The sequence below is a fragment of the Flagellimonas alginilytica genome (genome assembly GCF_042134605.1).
GTDB classification, from domain to species: Bacteria; Bacteroidota; Bacteroidia; order Flavobacteriales; family Flavobacteriaceae; genus Flagellimonas; species Flagellimonas alginolytica.
In genome coordinates, this window is the sequence record NZ_CP169638.1 from 2,484,343 (window position 1) to 2,501,904 (window position 17,562).

Annotated in this window: 19 protein-coding genes; 6 read left to right on the top strand and 13 right to left on the bottom strand. The window is 40.9% G+C overall.

Annotation, left to right across the window (positions count from 1 at the left end; translation table 11 throughout):
• Positions 1 to 157 precede the first annotated feature (157 nt).
• On the bottom strand, positions 158 to 847 hold the full coding sequence (locus tag ABTP35_RS11015; protein WP_293296354.1) for a hypothetical protein: 690 nt from the start codon (positions 845 to 847) through the stop codon (positions 158 to 160).
• A gap of 139 nt (positions 848 to 986) precedes the next feature.
• Between ABTP35_RS11015 and ABTP35_RS11020 the strand changes: the two genes are divergently transcribed.
• The 4 genes from ABTP35_RS11020 to ABTP35_RS11035 all read left to right on the top strand — a co-directional run bounded on the left by ABTP35_RS11020 (position 987) and on the right by ABTP35_RS11035 (position 3,233).
• Positions 987 to 1,559, top strand: coding sequence for an RNA polymerase sigma factor (locus tag ABTP35_RS11020; RefSeq protein WP_262902875.1), 573 nt, complete (start codon positions 987 to 989; stop codon positions 1,557 to 1,559).
• On the top strand, positions 1,560 to 1,751 hold the full coding sequence (locus ABTP35_RS11025) for a hypothetical protein (protein WP_293296352.1): 192 nt from the start codon (positions 1,560 to 1,562) through the stop codon (positions 1,749 to 1,751). It begins immediately after the preceding gene.
• Between the two features lie 28 nt (positions 1,752 to 1,779).
• Entirely contained in the window at positions 1,780 to 2,607 is an 828-nt protein-coding gene (locus ABTP35_RS11030) for a mechanosensitive ion channel domain-containing protein (protein WP_293296350.1), read from the top strand.
• Positions 2,608 to 2,684: 77 nt separating this feature from the next.
• A complete protein-coding gene (locus ABTP35_RS11035) occupies positions 2,685 to 3,233 on the top strand; it encodes a ClpP family protease (RefSeq protein ID WP_224837622.1) in 549 nt (182 codons plus the stop codon).
• 134 nt (positions 3,234 to 3,367) lie between these two features.
• Here ABTP35_RS11035 and ABTP35_RS11040 read toward each other — a convergent pair whose 3' ends face one another.
• The 3 genes from ABTP35_RS11040 to ABTP35_RS11050 are packed head-to-tail and all read right to left on the bottom strand — an operon-like array spanning position 3,368 to position 6,353.
• Positions 3,368 to 4,900, bottom strand: a complete 1,533-nt coding sequence (locus tag ABTP35_RS11040) for a cryptochrome/photolyase family protein (RefSeq protein ID WP_293296349.1) — start codon at positions 4,898 to 4,900, stop codon at positions 3,368 to 3,370.
• 3 nt (positions 4,901 to 4,903) lie between these two features.
• Complete coding sequence (locus ABTP35_RS11045) at positions 4,904 to 6,202, bottom strand: DASH family cryptochrome (protein ID WP_293296347.1); 1,299 nt, start codon at positions 6,200 to 6,202, stop codon at positions 4,904 to 4,906.
• Positions 6,192 to 6,353, bottom strand: a complete 162-nt coding sequence (locus ABTP35_RS11050; protein ID WP_375334197.1) for a DUF2256 domain-containing protein — start codon at positions 6,351 to 6,353, stop codon at positions 6,192 to 6,194. Before ABTP35_RS11050 ends, ABTP35_RS11045 begins: the two co-directional genes overlap by 11 nt.
• Before the next feature lie 129 nt (positions 6,354 to 6,482).
• On the opposite strand from ABTP35_RS11050, the gene ABTP35_RS11055 reads away from it, so the two are divergent.
• Positions 6,483 to 7,823, top strand: a complete 1,341-nt coding sequence (locus tag ABTP35_RS11055; RefSeq protein WP_293296343.1) for an NAD(P)/FAD-dependent oxidoreductase — start codon at positions 6,483 to 6,485, stop codon at positions 7,821 to 7,823.
• A 237-nt stretch (positions 7,824 to 8,060) separates the two neighbouring features.
• Here the strand turns inward: ABTP35_RS11055 and ABTP35_RS11060 are convergent, their stop codons facing one another.
• Positions 8,061 to 8,840 (bottom strand): zinc ribbon domain-containing protein, encoded by a 780-nt coding sequence (locus ABTP35_RS11060; RefSeq protein WP_224837627.1) that lies wholly within the window; start codon positions 8,838 to 8,840, stop codon positions 8,061 to 8,063.
• A gap of 5 nt (positions 8,841 to 8,845) precedes the next feature.
• The gene (locus ABTP35_RS11065) at positions 8,846 to 9,940 is read right to left on the bottom strand and encodes a Nif3-like dinuclear metal center hexameric protein (protein ID WP_293296341.1); all 1,095 of its coding nucleotides are present in this window, start codon (positions 9,938 to 9,940) and stop codon (positions 8,846 to 8,848) included.
• 48 nt (positions 9,941 to 9,988) lie between these two features.
• On the opposite strand from ABTP35_RS11065, the gene lpxK reads away from it, so the two are divergent.
• Complete coding sequence (lpxK, locus tag ABTP35_RS11070) at positions 9,989 to 10,987, top strand: tetraacyldisaccharide 4'-kinase (RefSeq protein WP_293296339.1); 999 nt, start codon at positions 9,989 to 9,991, stop codon at positions 10,985 to 10,987.
• On the opposite strand, the gene ABTP35_RS11075 is transcribed toward lpxK, so the two are convergent.
• The 7 genes from ABTP35_RS11075 to ABTP35_RS11105 form a co-directional block, all read right to left on the bottom strand.
• Entirely contained in the window at positions 10,984 to 13,209 is a 2,226-nt protein-coding gene (locus ABTP35_RS11075; protein WP_224837630.1) for an ATP-binding protein, read from the bottom strand. The two genes, lpxK and ABTP35_RS11075, sit on opposite strands and share 4 nt — an antisense overlap.
• Positions 13,206 to 14,216 carry a type I glyceraldehyde-3-phosphate dehydrogenase gene (gene gap / locus ABTP35_RS11080; RefSeq protein ID WP_293296336.1) on the bottom strand — a complete coding sequence of 337 codons (1,011 nt, stop codon included), beginning with the start codon at positions 14,214 to 14,216 and terminating at the stop codon, positions 13,206 to 13,208. The genes ABTP35_RS11075 and gap overlap by 4 nt, the downstream gene beginning before the upstream one ends.
• A gap of 18 nt (positions 14,217 to 14,234) precedes the next feature.
• Positions 14,235 to 15,110, bottom strand: coding sequence for a lipoyl synthase (gene lipA / locus ABTP35_RS11085; RefSeq protein ID WP_293296334.1), 876 nt, complete (start codon positions 15,108 to 15,110; stop codon positions 14,235 to 14,237).
• Between the two features lie 62 nt (positions 15,111 to 15,172).
• Positions 15,173 to 15,733 (bottom strand): RNA polymerase sigma factor, encoded by a 561-nt coding sequence (locus tag ABTP35_RS11090; protein ID WP_224837633.1) that lies wholly within the window; start codon positions 15,731 to 15,733, stop codon positions 15,173 to 15,175.
• Positions 15,734 to 15,767: 34 nt separating this feature from the next.
• A complete protein-coding gene (locus ABTP35_RS11095) occupies positions 15,768 to 15,977 on the bottom strand; it encodes a membrane or secreted protein (RefSeq protein ID WP_224837634.1) in 210 nt (69 codons plus the stop codon).
• A gap of 72 nt (positions 15,978 to 16,049) precedes the next feature.
• Entirely contained in the window at positions 16,050 to 16,808 is a 759-nt protein-coding gene (locus tag ABTP35_RS11100; RefSeq protein WP_252080308.1) for an anti-sigma factor, read from the bottom strand.
• On the bottom strand, positions 16,805 to 17,371 hold the full coding sequence (locus tag ABTP35_RS11105; RefSeq protein ID WP_224837636.1) for an RNA polymerase sigma factor: 567 nt from the start codon (positions 17,369 to 17,371) through the stop codon (positions 16,805 to 16,807). Before ABTP35_RS11105 ends, ABTP35_RS11100 begins: the two co-directional genes overlap by 4 nt.
• Positions 17,372 to 17,562 lie beyond the last annotated feature (191 nt).

Here is a 17,562-nt window from a genome sequence, read left to right on the forward strand (position 1 = left end):
GAAAAATTCACGTGCTGACCCGTTCTGCTCCTAGGCTGAAATTTGGGGTTCGAGTAATTTTACCAATAAAAACTTTAAAAGAATAGGCAACAGTTATATGGTGAACAGTTACCATCTAAATAATTCGAGTTGCTGCCATGTGTTTATGAACTAAGCATTAGTCTTTTTTAACAGAAATGCCGGTAAAATATAAACTTGTGCCACCTTCTGGACGATTGTGCTGTTTGGCCAATCTAAGCCCCTCCATCTCCACATAATCCTCCCAGGTGGAAACTAAGTTAGGTTCTTCCTGGTTGGATTTTCGATAGGCCCATTCACGTAAAATGTAATCGTCCTTAAAGTAAAAATCATATGCATCACCAGGGGTGTAACCACCTTCGTTCGCGTATACAATGGTAAGTTTTTGCATGGGCTCTTCGCTAATGGGAGCAACAGCATCTGTGGTGTGCTCGTAGGTGTAATTATTGGAATCCCACATTAAATTAAAAGGGGCCAATAACCAGTACCGATCGTTAATAAAACCACTATTGGTTTTTATGGCGATACTATCCATGGCATTACGGTTGTAGGTAAGCGTGTCCGGTCCAGAAATGGCGGATACCACATTGCTCTTGGGTTTCCAATCCCAACTGCGCTCAAAATGCATGGAATCCCTATCCACATTAAAGGTAAAGGTGATGCCTTTTACCATGGCCCATTGTTCAAAACCATGGGCCTCTGCAATCCGTTCGGGCACGGTTTTTTCAACTTCGGCCTCTTTTTCCGCGACCTCGGTCTTTTTTGGTTCGGTTTTGCAGGCAGCGAACATTAAAAAGGCAAATAGAGCTAAGAGGGAATTGGTCTTCATATCTGGTTTTTAGCCAAATATACTAGGAAAATCTCTTATTTTTGACCATTGTCCGAACATCAACCAAAAAACTGTTTCCAGAGTGACTTTTTTAAAAAAGCTGTTTCTAATTCTTATAAATAACCACGATAAAGCTTTTTTGGATTCAAAAGACCCTTATTCTCGTTATTCCGATGAGAAATTAGTGAAACAGATCGTAGCGGACAACGATACCATGCTTTTTGGTAAGTTGTACGACCGCTATGCGCAAATGGTGTACAATAAATGTTACGGTTTTGCAAAATCTGAGGACGAGGCGGAGGATTTAACGCAAGATGTGTTCCTCCAGCTTTTTATCAAACTTCGAACGTTTAAAGGAAAATCGAAGTTTTCTACTTGGCTCTATTCCTTTACCTATAACTTTTGTGTGAACTATGTTAACCGTAATAAGCAACGAAAAATACAGGATAATTCCGTACAGGTCGAAAACTCCGAATATAAGCTGACCCAAGAAGTTTCCGATGAGAGTTTGTTCGAAATGAAAACGGACAAGCTCAAGAAAGCCATGGAACTCATTGCAGCGGAAGATAAGTCCATTTTGCTGCTGAAATACCAGGACGGGGCGAGCATAAAAGAACTTGTAGATTTAATGGAGATTGGGGAAAGTGCAGTAAAAATGCGGTTAAAACGGGCAAAGGAAAGATTGTTGGAAATATATAAAACTTTGGAATAGATGGCAAAGCACCATAAAAATCCATTCAAAGAACTGGAGGCATCTTTAAAGGAAACCCCTCCGGAAATGAAGAAAAAAGTAATGAACGATATTGCTGCGGCAAAATTGATCATGGACTTGGCCTCATTGTTTTCAATAAACTTGGGAAATGCTTTGCGCAAACTATTTAGAACCTTGGGAGATAATCGATAAATAAACAGACACAATAAAAATTATAAATATGGAAACAATAAACAATTGGAAGGCAATAGCATCGGAGTCTCTTTCCACGATAGGAAGAGAAATAGCGACTGCTTTTCCCAAAATATTTGGGGCGATCATAATTTTGATTATTGGATGGTTGACTATTAAAATTGTGACATTTCTATTAAAAAAGGTACTCAAGATTACCAAAATAGATGCACTCAACGAGAAAATAAACGACATGGAGATAACTGGTAAGAGCGATTTTAAGATTGATCTTTCCAAAATTGTACTGGGCTTTGCCAAATGGTTTCTGATCTTGGTCTTCCTAATATTGACCGCCGATATTTTAAATTTTCAGATCATATCCCAGGAAATCGGCAACCTCCTCAATTATCTGCCCAGGTTTTTTAGTGCATTGGTACTTTTAATGGTAGGGTTCTATATAGGCAGTTTGGTAAAAAAAACGGTAAAAAAACTATTCGAATCCTTTGAGTTGGGAGGTTCCAACTTGGTAAGTAACCTGCTGTTTTACATTATCGTCATTTTTATGTCCATCACGGCGTTGAACCAAGCAGGGGTCGATACCACCATCATAACCAACAATATAACCATGATATTGGGGGCGTTTCTGTTGGCATTTGCATTGGGCGTAGGTTTGGGAACACGAGAAATTATTGCAGATATCATGAGGTCCTTCTATACAAGAAAGACCTATGCCGTTGGAGACAGAATTGTAATCGGGGACGACGAAGGAACCATCAAGGCCATCGAAAACAATAGCCTTATTTTAGAGACCCGAGCCGGAGAATTTGTGATTCCCATCAAAGATGTGGTATCACAAAAAGTACAGATAAAATCTTAATCCGTCCATTGTGTAAAACAAGTGCGGTAACTTCCTTGGAATTTGATTATTTTTGAAGTCTTACAACACGTAAAAAAATGAGTTCAAAAAAAGGAAAAGTTCAGGAATTGATCCAAGAAAAGTTATTAGATGACCGCAAAGTGTTTTTGTGGGGACAAGTAGATGATGATTCTGCCAAGCATGTAATCGATAGGCTACTGTATTTGGATATGTTGAACAATGATGAGATTCAATTGATTATCAATAGCCCCGGAGGCTACGTAACTTCCGGGTTTGCCATTTACGATACCATTAAACAGATCAAAAGCCCTGTATCTACCGTTTGTTCCGGATTGGCGGCCTCAATGGGCTCCATTCTATTATCCGTAGGCGAAAAGGGCAGAAGATTTATTCAGCCCCATGCCCGCGTAATGATCCATCAGCCTAGCGGTGGTGCAAGAGGGCAGGCATCGAATATCGAGATTCAGGCCAGAGAGATTATAAAGACCAAGGAGTTGGGTGCCAAAATATTGGCGGAAAACTGTGGGCAGTCTTTTGACAAGGTAATGAAGGATTTTGATCGTGATTATTGGATGGGTGCAGAAGAATCTGTGGCGTATGGCATCGTAGATGATATATTGAAATAAACCCAAGATTTCTATAAAGTGAAAAGTCCTTCGCAACGTATTGTGAAGGACTTTTTATATATAGGCGCCGAAGCGGAATATTTTAAATATATACGGCAACAAGAATGCCAATAGATCATAAAGACTTGTTAAAATCAGAATAGCTCCGGATTTGCAATAATTTTCCTGGCCCTATTCTGTAAATCCTTGAGTTCTTCCTTATTCTTCTTTTTCAATAAGCTCAACATCATGTTCATACGTTGATTGTCCTTAAAAAACGCTTTTTTATCTTCTAAAAAATTCCAGTAAAGCGAATTGAATGGACAGGATTTTTCTCCCGACTTTTTAGTATGGCTATAACTGCATTCCTTACAATAGTTGCCCATTTTATTAATATAATTGGCACTGCTTACATAAGGCTTGGTCGCCACAATGCCACCATCGGCATATTGGCTCATGCCCCGGGTATTGGTAATTTCCACCCACTCGATCGCATCTATATATACGCCAAGGTACCAAGCATCCACTTTATCGGGGTCAATTTGAGTGAGAAGGGCGTAGTTTCCAATGATCATGAGCCGTTGAATATGATGGGCATACGCATCGTCTAAACTTTGGGTAATGGCCTTGTGCAAACAGTTCATTTTGGTTTTGCCCGTCCAAAAGAATTCCGGGAGCGGGTTATAGTTCTCCAATTTGTTCACTTTGGCATATCCTGGCATTTCCTTCCAATATACCCCCCGCATGTATTCCCGCCAACCTAATATCTGACGGATAAAACCCTCCACTTGCGAGATATGGATGTGATCTTTATGCGCATGGTAATGGTCCAATACAGCATGGATTACTTCTTGGGGTGACAGCATTTTGTTATTCATGCCAAAGGAAAGTCGCGAATGGAACAGATATTTTTCCTGAGTATGCAATGCATCTTGATAATCACCAAAATATTTCAACAGATTGGAACAGAAAAACGTCAATAACTTTTTACATTCCTCGTGCGATGTTGGCCAGGGAAAATTTTTGGCGTTAATGTTGCCGAAGGTTTTTATATCCGCTTTTTTAATTTCTTCCAACAGTTCGGTAACGTCGGTATCAAAAGATAGTTCCTTGGGAATTTTTGGAGATCCGTCCCATTTTTTACGGTTACTTTGGTCAAAGTTCCATTTACCGCCTTCGGGCTGATCATTGATCATCAAAATGTTATGTTTCCTTCGCATCATGCGGTAGAAACTCTCCATCAACAATTGTTTTTTTCCTTTAAAGTGATTTTCCAGATCATTTCTTTTGGTGTAAAAATGTTCGGTGTCGAAAACCTCGGAACTAATGGTAATGGATTTTACGATTTCCTTGAGCTGCTGGTCCAATCGGTATTCATCGGGCAATTGGTATTCGAACTTTTCAATTTGGTGTTCCGAAATGGCTTTTTTGATGAGCTCGGGCAAGTTTTGAGGATTTTTCTCATCACCTATCCTATAATAGATGACATGGTGTCCCTCTTCTTTTAAAGTATTTGCAAAATTCCTCATGGAACGAAAAAAGCCGACTACTTTTTGAATATGGTGCTTTACATAATCGGTTTCTTGGCGCATTTCGGCCATTAGGTATGTATGGTCGTCGGTCACTTTATCGAACCAGCTGTGTGATAGGTTCAATTGGTCACCAAGGATTAGTCGAAGTGTTTTCATCGGTTAAAAAAGAGTGGGTTGTAGCCAAAGCGATCGGAATTTTTTATTGGGATCGTACATATCCGCCTGCCGTTTTGTGTTAAAAGTTCTGTTTCGCGGGTCGTTGCCCACACCGCTGTTGTACATCCAGTTGCCCCAATTGCTGTGTACGTCGTAGTCTATGAGCATCGATTCAAAATAGGCGGCCCCTATTCGCCAATCTTGTTGTAGGTGTTTGGACCAAAAACTGGCCACGTTCTGTCTGCCACGGTTGCTCATCCATCCGGTTTGTTTTAGTTCGATCATATTGGCGTTTACAAAATCATCATTGGTTTCCCCGTTGATCCATGCCATTTTGACATCTTGTATTGTGTGCCAGTCATATTTTTTGTGAAGAATGCCTTCCAATTTAAAAATATCATTTCCGTGTTTTAACGAAATGTATTTGAAGTAATCACGCCAAATCAGCTCAAAAACCAACCAATACGTATCCTGATTCTTTTTTATTTCCTTTTCAAATCGTTTTATTTCCCAATAGATGGTTCGAGCGGAAATACTTCCGTTGGCCAACCAGGGTGAGAGTTTGGAGCTATAATCGGTGCCGGTAAGTCCGTTTCTCGTTTTTTTATAGTAGGCCAGTTTTTTGGTGTCCCAAAAGTAATGTTGTATGCGCATTCGGGCATTTTCCTCGCCACCTTTGTACGGAAAGGCGGACCTGTGATCTGTATTAAATTCTAAGAACCCAAGACTTTCCAATGTTGGGACTTTAGTGTTGGGGTCTACTTGATTTTCTATGGGAAATACTTTGGGCAAAGTAAAACATTGTCTGACCGAGGAATATTTTTCGCATTTTTTTCGAAAAAGTGTGAATATTGAAGGGATTTGTGCAGGGGAGGGAAAAGGAATATCATCGGGATGAAATAGGAATTGATCGAAGGTCTTATGCAGAACAGTTCCTTTGGGTAATAGATTTTGAACATTTTGTACGGTTTGTTTCTCTTCAGAGGTCCATTCGTTCTGTACAAAAACGGCATCTATATTAAATTGCCTCACCAAATCAGGTATAACATCCTCTGGCTTTTCTTGGTAAACATAAAGAGTGATATTGAGTGCTTTTAGATTTTCATGAAGCTGTTGAACCGTTTCCAAAAGAAATTTTGCCCTGAAGCGTTCCGTTTTCTTGAATCCAAATTTATCAGTTTCGAATTGCCTAGGGTCAAAACAATACAGGGCTATTAACCTATTGGCCTTGGCGGCCAGATGCAAAGCTTCGTTATCGTGTACCCGTAAATTATTTCCAAACCAAATTAGGCTAGTTGTCATGTTTGTTCTTGTTTTTTCTACAGTGTGCGCTGCAATAAATTACGTTATCCCAATCTTTCGCCCATTTTTTTCGCCAAGCAAAAGGTCTTTGGCAAACCGGGCAATGTTTTAGAGGTAAATATGTTTTAAGATGTGCCAACCCAATCAACAATGTTTAATAAAAATACAAAATTATTAAACAAAAATAATTGAAAATGGAAGGGAAACCATTATTTGGAACTGTTCAAGGCCAAAATGCTTATTTTTACTATTTAATTAGAATTTGGCCCAATGGGCATTTATGGTACAGACTCCAAAAAATATAGCCATCATCGGTTCCGGATTGGTGGGCTCTTTGTTAGCGATTTATCTCCGAAAAATTGGACACAAGGTCACAGTTTTTGATAGAAGGCCGGATATTAGGACAATCAAGTTTTCTGGCAGGTCCATTAATTTGGCCATGAGCAATAGGGGTTGGCGCTCCCTTAATGCAGTAGGTATTGGTGAAAAGATCAAGGATATAGCCATTCCGTTGGATAAGAGGGCCATGCACGTTAACGATAAGCCCGTATATTTTCAAAAATATGGGAAGGAAGGGGAGGCCATCTGGTCCATTTCTCGCGGTATTTTGAACAAACGGATGATCGATTTGGCCGAAGAAGCAGGAACGGTGTTCAGGTTCGACGAAAAAGTTTGGGACGTTAACCTGCCCGAAGCTAAAATTTATACGGGGGAAACCGAAAAAGGAGAGTGGACGGAATATCAGTTCGATATCATTTTTGGTTGCGATGGTGCGTTTTCCAGAGTGCGCCACAAAATGCAACGTAGAAGTAGGTTTGATTATTCACAAGATTTTATCGATGTAGGGTATAAGGAACTTACCATACCAGCCAACGGGGATGGAACCCATAAGCTGGATAAAAACTCTTTTCATATATGGCCGCGAGGTGAGTTTATGCTCATTGCCATGCCCAATATTGATGGTAGTTTTACCTGTACCCTGTTTTTGCCGTTTGAAGGGAAGGTGTCTTTTGAAAGTTTGACCACTGTGGATGCTGCGAAGGCATTTTTTAAGGAGTATTTCCCAAACGTGCGCAAGGAAATCGAGAATTTGACCAAAGATTTTTTTCAAAACCCAACCAGCGCCATGGTGACCATGAAATGTTATCCTTGGACCTATTGGAACAAAGTTGCTCTGGTCGGTGATTCGGCACACGCCATTGTGCCTTTTTATGGTCAGGGCATGAATGCCGGTTTTGAGGATATATTTATCCTTAACAAACTCATGGAGAAATATGGGGACGATTGGGACGCTATTTTTTCCGAGTACCAAAAGGAACGTAAGCCCAATGCAGATGCCATTGCCGAGTTGAGTTATCGAAATTTTGTGGAGATGAGCCGTAAAACGGCAGACCCTAAGTTTTTGCTTCAGAAAAAAATCGAAAAGCATTTTGCGGCCCTACATCCGGAGAAATGGATTCCTGTTTACAGTCGGGTCACATTTTCGGACAGGCCCTACGCCGAAGCTCTTGCTATTGGGGATATGCAGGAAGCCATTATGAAACAAGTGATGCAAATACCGAATATTGAAGAAAAGTGGGATTCCAAGGAAGTTGAAGAAATGATTCTGGAGTTGTTGTAGGCAAGTCAGGTCAATGGTCTTTTCCCCCGAAATCAAGAAGCCTATTATTTAGTCGGATATTAATTTCGCAAATACCTCGAACTCTTCCGCAAAACCAATTTAGTTTCTGAAAAGGGTAGAAGCAATACTCAACTATCTACTGGGTCGGGATTTGCTCATCGCTTTTTTATTTTGATTAACTACATAAAAAAAGCCACCTTTTAAGGTGGCTTCTATATTTTAGTTCAAGTTTTAGGATTAAAGCTTTGCGAAAAGCTTTTCCATTCTTTCTTGTTCTTCTTCGGCCAGTAGCGGATCTACCAAAATCCTACCACTGTGCTCGTCTGTAATAATTTTTTTGCGCGAAGCTATCTCTACCTGAACCTGTGGGGGAATCGTGAAAAAGGAACCACCTGAAGCACCTCGCTCTACAGGAACCACGGCCAAACCGTTTTTTACATTGTGACGGATTCTTTTGTAGGCCTTCACCAAACGCTCTTCAATCTGCTCTTCGTACTCTTCAGATTTTTTCAAAAGCGCTTTTTCCTCTTTTTCGGTTTCTGCAAGAATAGCATCCAACTCGCCTTTTTTGTGTTTTAAATGGCTTTCGCGCTCGGACAATTTTTCTTTGGTCTGGGAAATTACTTCCTTTTTCTGTTCAATTTGCGCTTTGAACTCCTTAATGTTCTTTTCGGCCAATTGAATCTCCAATTCTTGGAACTCCACTTCCTTGCTCAGGGAATTAAATTCACGGCTGTTCCTCACGTTTTTTTGTTGCTCGCTATATTTTTTGATCAGCGACTTGGACTCTTCAATAAGATTCTTTTTGGCAGTAATCTCAAAGTTGATGGTCTCAACATCCGTTTTTAATTTGTCCATTCTGGTTTTAAGACCAAGAACTTCGTCTTCCAAGTCTTGTACTTCCAAAGGCAATTCGCCTCTAACGTTGCGGATTTCATCCACTCTGGAATCAATAAGCTGTAGATCGTATAGTGCTCTCAACTTTTCCTCCACAGTGTTTTCTTTCTTGTTCGCCATATATTTTATAAATACTTGATGGGATTCGTTATACTCTCCGATAAAGAGACTGCAAAATTAGGAATTTTTTTCGTAAGATAATCAACCAATAAATCTTTTGTAAACTGCTCAGTTTCAAAGTGCCCAATATCGGCGACCACCATTTGGTTTTCTGCACGGTAAAAATCGTGGTATTTTAGATCGGCAGTTACATAGATATCTGCACCGGATTTACTGGCAGCTTCTATGGCAAATGCACCACTACCGCCCAAAACAGCGACTTTGTTTACCTTTTTGCCCAAGAGTTCGGAATGGCGGACGACCGATGCGTTCATCCGCTCCTTGACCATTAGCAGAAACGCTTTTTCCGTTAGTTCTGTCTCCAATGTGCCGATCATGCCCATTCCAAGATCTTGATTGGTGTTTTCGAGGGTGATAATCTCATAGGCCACTTCCTCGTATGGATGGGATGAAAAGAGCGCTTTTAAAATAGCACTTTCTTTTTCAAAGGAATAGATAACATTGATTTGCGTCTCTTTTTCAAAATGGACTTCCCCAACTTTTCCTACAGATGGGTCGGCCCCGCTCTCTGCTTTAAAACTCCCGATACCTTCCAGGCTATAACTGCAATTGCTGTATTTACCTATTTCGCCGGCACCTGCCTCAAAAAGGGATGTTTTTATTTTTTCCGCGTCTGCCAAGGGAGCGTAAGTGGTCAGTTTTTTAATACTCTTGGCTTTTGGAATCAGGATTTTTGGATTTTTAATGCCTAGGACCTCACAAATTTTGGCATTGACCCCCATTTTGTTATTGTCCAGTGCCGTATGCATGCTGTAAATGGCAATGTTGTTGGCAATTGCTTTGAGCACCACTCGTTCAACATAATTGCTTCCGGTAAGTTTTTTTAAACCTTTAAATATAATGGGATGAAAGCTTACGATCAAATTACAATTTTTGGCAATGGCTTCGTCCACCACATTCTCCAAAGTGTCCAAGGTGACCAAAATACCCTTGACCTTCATTTTGGGGTTGCCCACCAGTAAACCTACATTGTCAAAATCCTCTGCATGGGCCAAAGGGGCCAATTCCTCTAGCGTTTTTGCTATTTCGTTAACGGTCATTTTAAAATTGTTAAGTGTGCTAAAGATAAAATATTATATTTTCGTTCAATGCTTAAAGTACTCCGCATTTTAGCGTTTCCGGTTTCCTTGGTCTACGGTCTGGTGGTTTGTGTTCGAAACCTCTTGTTCGATATGGGCATTTTTTCTTCAAAATCCTATTCTACTCCGACTATTTGTGTTGGAAACTTAAGCGTAGGCGGCACGGGCAAAACTCCGATGACAGAATATTTGCTGCGTTTGTTGCAGGGGCGGAAAGCTGCCGTTTTAAGTCGTGGTTATAAGCGTAAGTCCGAGGGGTTTTATATGGCCGGTACAGGGGCAACGGTTTTGGAATTGGGTGACGAACCGTATCAAATCCATCAAAAATTTCCTGAAGTTGACGTTGCGGTAGATACTGATAGGCGCAATGGTATTGAGCAGTTGGAAAGCTCGGTAAATCCGGAAATCATTGTGCTGGACGATGCTTTCCAACACCGAAAGGTAAAGCCGACATTTTCTATTTTGCTCACTACTTATCAAAACTTATATGTGAACGATTGGTATTTGCCCACGGGCAGGCTTCGGGATAGCAAAAAAGAAGCAAAACGTGCGGATTTGATAATTGTAACCAAGTGCCCCGAGTTGCTAAAGGAGCATAAAAGAAAGATTATTACGGCCAAGTTGCGACCCATGGAACATCAAAAAGTGCTGTTCGCATCACTAAAATACCAAGATTTTGTAACCGATGGCGGTGAAAACAAGCTTCCGCTAGCTAAATTGGGTGAAAAGAATATTGCTTTGGTAACGGGTATCGCATCACCAAGGCCGCTAGAAAAATACCTAGAGTCCCAAGGCGTTGGTTTCAAGCATTTTGAGTTTGGGGACCATCATCATTTTTCGGACAACGACATTGATCAATTTAAAGATTTTGAACTGATCTTGACCACGGAAAAGGATTTTGTTCGATTAGAGGGTAGGGTAGAGCACCTTTATTATTTGGAAGTTGCCCATAGCTTTTCTGCTGGTGATGATGAGGTTTTAAAGAAATCAATCGAAGGATTGCTTTAAACGGAACCTTCTTCCATCTTTCTTCTAAAGATATTTTCCCCGATTTTTTGGTAAAACACTTCAGGTTTAAACGGTTTTGTGACCACATCGTTACAGCCTGCTTCGTAAAAACTGTCAAGGCTGTCGTCCAAAGATATTGCCGTTAGTGCGATTATGGGGATGCGTTGGTCGAACTTGCGTATTTGTCGTGTTGCTTCCTCGCCGCTAATCCCCGGCATGTGAATATCCATCAAAATAGCGTCGTAGGTGTTGTTTTTGGCCAAATCTATAGCCTCGTTTCCATTGTTGGCAATATCGCAGGTAATCTCTTTTTTGGTAAGCATTTTTTTGGTGATTACCTGGTTGATCTTATTGTCCTCGACCACCAATACGTGTAAACCTTTGAACTGAAATTCCTCTGGGTTGAGCTCAAACGCGACCTCTTCGCCGACCTTGCTCTCGAAATCCACATCCATTTCAAAAAAGAAAGAACTTCCTTGGCCCAGTTCACTTTCCAACTGTATGGTACTGCCAAAAAGGCCCAATAAGCTTTTAACAATGGTTAGTCCGAGACCGGTTCCCCCGTATTCCCTGTTAATTTGGATAGATCCTTGCTCGAAACTATCAAAAATATTCTGTTGTTGGTCTTCCGAAATGCCGATTCCATTGTCCCTCACCTCAAAATAGAGCTTTGCTTGGTCTTCTTCCTTTTTAAGGAGTTTGGCAATTACTTCTACTTTGCCATTTTTGGTGAATTTGAGGGCGTTGCCCACAAGGTTCATAAAAATTTGGGAAAGTTTAATGGGGTCGCCCAATAGTTTTTTGGGAATGGTCGGGTCATAATCCAAAACAAGCTCGGTACGCTGTTCATGGGCATTTTGTTGGAGCGATTCCATAACGTCGCTCAGTACTTTATCGAGTTTAAACTCTATGCTCAGCGGCTCAAGTTTGTCTGCGTCAATTTTATTGATCTGAAGGATATCGTTAATAAAATTGAGCAAGTATTCCCCAGAAAATTTTAAGGATTTTAAATGTTCTTTTTGATGTTCCGAAGGATTTTCTTCAAGTAAAAGATGGGTGAGCCCGGTTACCGCATATAAAGGGGTTCTTAGCTCATGGGTCACCGTGGACAAAAAGTTGGTTTTTGCTTCCATGGCCGAGACCGCTGCGTCCCTGGCCAGCTCCAATTCTTTGTTTTTGGTGTAAAGAAGGTCGTTGGTTTTTAATTTGATCTGATTGTTCCGGAAAAGCGAAACTGCCAAAAGCGAGATGATGGTTAAAAATGCGGAGGTTAAAATTGCCGTGATTTCGGAACGGTTTTTTGATTCGCTCAACTCTTCGTTCTTGGCCTGCAGCTTATTGAGTTCGTTCATTTGATGATCGAAACGGATTTTGTCCGCAGTGGAAGCATCCAATTTTGCTTTTTCCATATTAAATATGGAGTCCTTTATTTGGGCCAGACCTTTGGCATACATCAACGACTCGTTATAGTTTCCGTTGGATTCGTATATAAGGGACAATTGCTCGTATGCATTTTTTATTTCTTGTGCGTAACCATGTTTTTCGGCCAATTCCAGTGCTGCCTTTGCATGGATTGTGGCTTCTTCCAGGTCGTTGAGGATAACACTTATTTTGGCCAGTTCCAGATTTGCTTTTGTTGCCAAGAACGTTCTTTCCTTATCATCGGAATTAACAATAAGTGCGTGTAGGTTGGTTATGGCATCGTCAAACTTTTCTATGTTGGAATAGATATAGGCCTCGAGCAATAGAATATTGTTGGTAAGGTTTCTGTTGTTGCTCAGTTTCCTGGATTCTTCCAATTGTTTTAGTGCCTGGAAGTTGTTGCCCTCATCAAATCTAAGTGCACCATCCAAGAATAGATGGAAAGCTTGACCGTAGGAATAGGAGGTGTCCTTTAAAAAATCCCCTGCTCTTTCCAGATAGAATATAGCGGTGTCCACATCTCCTTGTTCTAAGAATAAACGGGCATATTGGTGGTAGGTGTCCACTAAAAGCTTTGTGTCCTCGTTACTTTCTGCAATATTCGCGGCTTGGTCCAATGTTTCCAGCGCCTTGTCTATTTTATTCTGGTGACGATAGGTCATGAATGTATCAAAAATAGACTTTACGTCGGATGTGGAATTACTTTCGTTTTGACCAAAAAAGAGTTGTGTGCATAATAAAATGCACAAGAGCAATAGCGGTTGTTTGGCTACTTTAATGTTACCTAGGTCAATATTCAAACGTAGTTTTTCTTAATGAGCAAAGCTATTAAATCGATAATTCTGGAGCAATACCCAGTTTCGTTATCGTACCATCCAATGATTTTTACCATTTTACCGATCACGGAGGTCATCAAAGAATCAAACGTACAAGAATAACAACTATTGTTTATATCGATAGAAACGATAGGGTCTTCGGTATAATTGAGGATGCCCTTAAGATCGGTTTCGGCCTTTTCCTTAAAGGTAGTGTTTATTTTTTCAATGCTGGTTTCGTTTTTTACATTGAAAGTGATGTCGGTCAAAGAACCATTGGGTACCGGAACCCGAATTCCACATCCCCCAATAACATCGGACAATTCCGGAAAAATACTTGTTAAGGCTTTGGCGGCCCCGGTGGTTGTTGGGATTATGGACTGGCCTGCGGCACGGGACCTTCTTAGGTCTCGATGTGGGCTATCGTGTAAACTTTGATCGGAGGTATAGGAATGTACCGTTGTTATGTAGGCTTGTTCAATTCCGCACGATTCGTTGATTACCTTGATCATTGGAGCAGCATTATTGGTTGTGCAAGAGGCATTGGAGATAATGGTGTCATCCGCTTGGATGATTTCCTCGTTTACCCCCAAAACCACCATTTTAATGGTTTCATCTACGGGCGGGACCGATAGTATTACTTTTTTAGCTCCATTTTTTACATGGAACTCCAGATCTTCGCGTGCTTTGAACTTACCCGTGGATTCGACAACAACGTCGACCCCATAGGATTTCCAATCGATTTCTTTGGGGTGTTTGTGGTTTAGCACCGGTATTTTCTTTTCGTTCACCACAATATGATTTCCCTCTTGGCCTACGTTGGCGTTTATTGGGCCATGGATACTGTCGTACTTGAGCAAATGGGCGAGGGTTTTGGTATCGGCCAAATCGTTGATTGCCACTACTTGGATGTTCGGATGTTTTAGCAAGAGTCTGAACAGTGTTCTGCCGATACGGCCAAAACCATTGATGCCAACCGTTATATTTTTCATGATTTAGAGTGCGCGATGCTATTGAATGTGTTTATGGGCTTTGTAGGATGACCGGACCAATGCTCCGCTCTCTACATGTCTAAAGCCCATTTTTAACCCTATTTCCTCATATTTTTTGAACTGTTCCGGTAAGATAAACTGCTTTACGGGAAGGTGTTTTTTGGAAGGTTGTAGATATTGGCCAATAGTAACTACGTCCACATCGGCTTTTCTTAGGTCTTCCATGGTTGTGATGACTTCGTGTTCCTCTTCACCAAGACCTAACATTATTCCTGATTTGGTTCGGTTGGCCCCGTTCTTTTTTAAGTAATCAAGTACTTCGAGGCTACGTTCGTATTTGGCCTGTATTCTAACTTCGCGGGTTAATCGCTTTACGGTTTCCATGTTGTGCGATATTACCTCTGGGGCAACATCAAGGATTCTGTCCAAATGAGTAGCAATACCTTGAAAATCAGGAATTAGGGTTTCCATGGTTGTTTCTGGGTTCATTCGTCTAACGGCTTTTACCGTTTCTGCCCAGATTATGGAGCCCATATCCTTAAGGTCGTCCCTATCTACCGATGTTAGGACCGCATGTTTGATATTCATTATTTTAATGGAGCGTGCCACTTTTTCCGGCTCTGCCCAGTCCACGGATTCCGGTCTTCCGGTTTTAACGCCGCAAAAACCACAGGAGCGCGTGCAAATATTTCCTAGAATCATAAAAGTGGCAGTGCCCTCTCCCCAGCATTCTCCCATGTTCGGGCAGCTACCAGAGGTACAGATGGTGTGGAGGTCGTATTTGTCCACCAAGCCTCTGAGCTGGGTGTATTTTTTTCCAGTAGGGAGTTTAACTCTTAGCCATTTTGGCTTTCCCTTGGGCGGATGAACGTTTTCTGCAACACTAGTGCTCATACAACAATTTTAGATTTACAAAGATACGAAACTGGCAAGTAAACTTTAGTCCTTGATGGGGGTCACTTTTTTTTGATGATTTCCGCCAAAAGTTTTTTTGCCCGGAGCAACTTTACCTTCACATTGTTTACCGGTTCGTCCAATTCTTTGGCAATATCGGCATAGCTCAACTCCTGAAAGTACCTCAAGTTGATTACTTTTTGGTAATGGGGCTTAAGTTTTTTGATATGCTGAAGAAGGTGGGCCAGGTTTTGTTCTGTGATCAGTCGGTCTTCGGCGGTAGGGGTTTCGTCCAACACTTTTTTAACTTCGTCTCCCCGTGATTCCATTTCGTTCATTAGACTTCTTTTTCGTTTACGCAGAAGATCTACATGAAGATTTTTGGAAATGGTAATGAGCCAAGTTTTAAACTCATAGGACTCGTCGTAAGTGTCGATTCTGTCAAAAGCCCGCGAAAATGTTCGTATGGTAATGTCCTCCGCATCGTTCTCATTTTTGGTGCGGAGCATCTGAAAACCATAAACATCGTTCCAAAAAGTATCCAAAAGGGTGCTAAAGGCAATTTGGTTGCCTTGTTTTGCCTTTTGTATGATTTCCTTGATGGATTCGTCGGGTTTTTCCAAAAAAAATGAATTGCCTTATTGTTGGTGCGAGGCGTTAAGGGGTATCGGTGACCGTGTCTTTTTTACAATCTTGTTCTTCAGGAAGTTTTCCGCAAAACCCGCAGGCCTGTCCGTCTTTGTTCAAAAAAGGGTTCTGACTTGCGCAAGTACCGGCAAATTCACCGTTCTTTTTTGCCCAAATCTTGATCGCGATTCCTGCAAATCCTATGGCTAACAATCCAATGGTAACTAATGCTAACTTCATGTTCCAACTTTTTACAAAGGTACAAAATACCTTTTATAGGTCGGTAAGTTTAAGGTTTCTTTAAACCGGGGTTTAATATTTAATGTTTGCCACAATGTTGTCCACGGATGGGGCGCTATTGCCCCCTTTTGGTTCTATGGTGATATAACCTACGGCATTATCGGCATAGGGTAGGGCAAGGAGTTTGTCTTTTTCATCAAAATTTTTGATGACCCCCAGGTTTACGAGCTCACCATTCACCTCCGCCCACATTTGGAAACATTTGTCCTCGGGAAGTTCAGGAACATTGCTCACATTGATGTATGACAGCTTTTTTACCGGATTTATATAGGCAATGGCCTTAAGCTCTTTGCCTTCTTTTTGTCCTTTGACCTGATATTTTTTGGTCGCCGGGTTGTTCAAGACAATAAATTGGTTTCGCATGTCCGCCAATTGGTCTTTCATGTTGTTTTCCAAATACTTGATCTGGTTGGTCACCATGGTATTTTCTTCTTGAAGGGTTTTGTTCTGGTTCCAGAAGAAAATGGATGACCCGGCAAAAATCATGATGGCAACACTCGCAGCAATAGCGTATCGGAAGAATCTTTTGCTTACCATGGATTCTTTCTTGGCGCTGGCAATTATAATTTCCTTAAGGCCTTCTGGGGTCTTTTTAGCATATAAATTAGCGAAGGTTTCCAAGTTCTTTTGCAACTCATCGTAGGTTTCCCTTACTTCGGGGTACATGGCAATATACCTTTCCGCCTTTTGGGTCTCATCCTTGGTGGTGTCGCCCAATAGGTATTTTTCTAAAATGTCGGATTCTAAAAATAGTTTTACTTTTTCCTTCATGACAATAGGTTTAGAATAAGGAGCAAGGACATAGTGGTTCCGTAAATTTTTCCAAGTTCGCGAAGTCCTATTTTTAATCTGGATTTAATCGTACCCAATGGAATGTCCAGTTCTTCACTTGCCTCCTGCTGCGTCATTCCTTCAAAAAATAGAGCTTCTAGAACAATTCTGTATTTGTCTTCAATTTTATCCAAGTTTTCTTGGATGTCGAGATGTTCGGGATTTATTCCTTTGACTCCTACATTATATACGTCGGAAACATCTATTTGGATTTCCTTATCGGATTTATTTGCAACGCTGCGAAGCTTGTCTATGGCCGTATTGCGCACTATGCGGAATAACCATGTGAACAATTTGGCTTTTGAGGCGTCGTAGGTATCTGCTTTTTTCCAGATTTTGATAAAACTTTCTTGCAGCACATCTTGTGCAAGTTCTTCATCTTTTACCACTTTATATGCCACACCAAAGAGCGTATCGCCGTAGTTTTCATACAATAGGGAAATGGCCTTGTCGTCTTTTTCCGCTAACAATGAAACAATATGTCTCTCTATCAGTGTGCTCATTTAAGATGTTTTGGTAATTTTTTCAAGGGGCAAAAGTCTAAAATAGGATTTATCTCGTATATAAAACAAAGCTAAAGTAGAAAATGCTTTTCGACTTTGGTGTATTACAATGAATTTATGGGCGCTATGCCCTTACAACATAGATAAATTTGGTTAGTTTGGTTTGGTATAACCCTCGTTATTGTTAGCAA

What these genes read in the sequence shown, in the direction of transcription:
- ABTP35_RS11015 (WP_293296354.1), bottom strand. Translation starts at nt 847, where the DNA reads ATGAAGACCAATTCCCTCTTAGCTCTATTTGCCTTTTTAATGTTCGCT.
- ABTP35_RS11025 (WP_293296352.1), top strand. Translation starts at nt 1,560, where the DNA reads ATGGCAAAGCACCATAAAAATCCATTCAAAGAACTGGAGGCATCTTTA.
- ABTP35_RS11030 (WP_293296350.1), top strand. Translation starts at nt 1,780, where the DNA reads ATGGAAACAATAAACAATTGGAAGGCAATAGCATCGGAGTCTCTTTCC.
- ABTP35_RS11035 (WP_224837622.1), top strand. Translation starts at nt 2,685, where the DNA reads ATGAGTTCAAAAAAAGGAAAAGTTCAGGAATTGATCCAAGAAAAGTTA.
- ABTP35_RS11040 (WP_293296349.1), bottom strand. Translation starts at nt 4,900, where the DNA reads ATGAAAACACTTCGACTAATCCTTGGTGACCAATTGAACCTATCACAC.
- ABTP35_RS11045 (WP_293296347.1), bottom strand. Translation starts at nt 6,202, where the DNA reads ATGACAACTAGCCTAATTTGGTTTGGAAATAATTTACGGGTACACGAT.
- ABTP35_RS11055 (WP_293296343.1), top strand. Translation starts at nt 6,483, where the DNA reads ATGGTACAGACTCCAAAAAATATAGCCATCATCGGTTCCGGATTGGTG.
- ABTP35_RS11060 (WP_224837627.1), bottom strand. Translation starts at nt 8,840, where the DNA reads ATGGCGAACAAGAAAGAAAACACTGTGGAGGAAAAGTTGAGAGCACTA.
- ABTP35_RS11065 (WP_293296341.1), bottom strand. Translation starts at nt 9,940, where the DNA reads ATGACCGTTAACGAAATAGCAAAAACGCTAGAGGAATTGGCCCCTTTG.
- lpxK (WP_293296339.1), top strand. Translation starts at nt 9,989, where the DNA reads ATGCTTAAAGTACTCCGCATTTTAGCGTTTCCGGTTTCCTTGGTCTAC.
- gap (WP_293296336.1), bottom strand. Translation starts at nt 14,216, where the DNA reads ATGAAAAATATAACGGTTGGCATCAATGGTTTTGGCCGTATCGGCAGA.
- lipA (WP_293296334.1), bottom strand. Translation starts at nt 15,110, where the DNA reads ATGAGCACTAGTGTTGCAGAAAACGTTCATCCGCCCAAGGGAAAGCCA.
- ABTP35_RS11095 (WP_224837634.1), bottom strand. Translation starts at nt 15,977, where the DNA reads ATGAAGTTAGCATTAGTTACCATTGGATTGTTAGCCATAGGATTTGCA.
- ABTP35_RS11100 (WP_252080308.1), bottom strand. Translation starts at nt 16,808, where the DNA reads ATGAAGGAAAAAGTAAAACTATTTTTAGAATCCGACATTTTAGAAAAA.
- ABTP35_RS11105 (WP_224837636.1), bottom strand. Translation starts at nt 17,371, where the DNA reads ATGAGCACACTGATAGAGAGACATATTGTTTCATTGTTAGCGGAAAAA.